A 1,563-nucleotide genomic window follows, 5' to 3' on the forward strand; every position below is an offset into this window, starting at 1 on the left:
CGCCACCCCCCCACCCCCCCACCCCCCCGAGGAGTTCCCCCGGGGGGGGGGCGGCCGCCCCCCCCCCCCCCCCCTCGACTCCGCCGGGGCTTGTCGTAGGCTGATGTAACTATTACAGTTACGACATGGAGAGGGGTGATGGGCGGCATGAGTGCGAACAGTAGGTTGACCGTCGCCGCGCACGCCCTGACCTGGATCGGGCTGTACCAGCGCCGTGGCCACGAGGTCGCCACTTCCGAGCAGATCGCGACGAGCGTCAACACCAACCCGGTGGTGATCCGCCGCCTGCTGGCCCAGCTGCGCAAGGCGGGCCTGGTCGACTCGCGAAGGGGTGCCGGGGCCGGCTGGACGCTGTCGCGGGACCTGTCGGCGATCACCCTGCTCGACGTCTACGAGGCGGTGGAGCCGGGACCGATCTTCGCCCTGCACCCCGCCACGCCCGACCCCGAGTGCGTCGTGGGCCACGGCATCGCTCCGGTGATGGCCGCCGTCTACGGCGGGATCGAGGCCACCCTCCGCCGGGAGTTGGCGGGGACCACGCTGGAGGATGTGCTGCGCGACGTGCTGAAGGCCGCCTAGCCTCGGCCGTGGCAGTGCTTCCTGCGTCGCTTCCTGCGCCGCTTTTTGTGCCCAAAAATGTAACAAGAATAGTTACGTCAAGATTCGGAGAATCTCATGGGACAGCTGGACAACAAGACCGCCCTCGTCACCGGCGCCTCCACCGGCATCGGCCTGGCCATCGCCCGCCGCTTCGCCGCCGAGGGGGCGACCGTGTACCTCACCGGGCGCCGCGAAGCCGAGCTGGCGGCCGCCGTCGAGCAGGTCGGCAGCCGGGGTGTCGGCATCCGGGGCGACGTGTCGAAGCTCGACGACCTCGACCGGCTCTTCGCCGAGATCACCGAACGCAGCGGCCGGCTCGACGTCGTCGTGGCCAACGCCGGCCTCGGGGACTTCGGCCTGCTCGGCGAGATCACCGAGGAGGAGTACGACCACACCACCTCCGTGAACCTCAAGGGCACGGTCTTCACCGTGCAGAAGGCCCTCCCGCTGCTGTCGGCCGGCGCCTCGGTGATCCTGCTCTCCTCCAGCGCGGCCCTGCGCGGCGTCCCGGGCCTGGGCGTCTACGCCGCCACCAAGGCCGCGATCCGCAGCCTCGCCCGCACCTGGGCCACCGAACTCGCCGGCCGGGGCATCCGGGTCAACGCCCTCACCCCGGGCCCGGTCGCGACCCCCGGGGCCGACGAGCTGCGGGCGGCGTACCCCCAGGTCGACCAGGCCGTCGCCACGACCCCGCTCGGCCGTATCGGCCGACCCGAGGAGGTTGCTGCCACCGCCCTCTACCTGGCCGGGGACCAGAGCTCCTTCACCACCGGCGCGGAACTGCTCGTCGACGGCGGCGTCACCCAGCTCTAGGGGATTCACCTCGGGACAGAACCTGAGCGGAGTGGAAAAGCGGGGGGGGGGGGGGGGGGCGCGCCCCCGCCCCCCCCCCCCCCCCCCGCGCCGCGCGGGGCGCCGCCGCCGGGGCCCCCGCAGAGGCAAGAGCGGAGCCGCCGCCCGCGG

At 72.9% G+C, this 1,563-nt stretch carries 2 protein-coding genes; both read left to right on the forward strand.

Annotation, left to right across the window (positions count from 1 at the left end; translation table 11 throughout):
* The first annotated feature begins 147 nt into the window (after positions 1–147).
* Positions 148–579 carry an Rrf2 family transcriptional regulator gene (locus ACFV6D_RS04930; RefSeq protein WP_380423767.1) on the forward strand — a complete coding sequence of 144 codons (432 nt, stop codon included), beginning with the start codon at positions 148–150 and terminating at the stop codon, positions 577–579.
* Between the two features lie 96 nt (positions 580–675).
* Entirely contained in the window at positions 676–1,413 is a 738-nt protein-coding gene (locus ACFV6D_RS04935; RefSeq protein WP_380368869.1) for an SDR family NAD(P)-dependent oxidoreductase, read from the forward strand.
* Positions 1,414–1,563 lie beyond the last annotated feature (150 nt).

The organism is Kitasatospora sp. NPDC059812 (assembly GCF_042732075.1).
In the GTDB taxonomy this organism is placed as follows: Bacteria; Actinomycetota; Actinomycetes; order Streptomycetales; family Streptomycetaceae; genus Kitasatospora.

Excerpts from the sequence above, each read along its gene's own strand:
- ACFV6D_RS04930 (WP_380423767.1), top strand. The coding sequence starts at position 148 with ATGAGTGCGAACAGTAGGTTGACCGTCGCCGCGCACGCCCTGACCTGG.
- ACFV6D_RS04935 (WP_380368869.1), top strand. The coding sequence starts at position 676 with ATGGGACAGCTGGACAACAAGACCGCCCTCGTCACCGGCGCCTCCACC.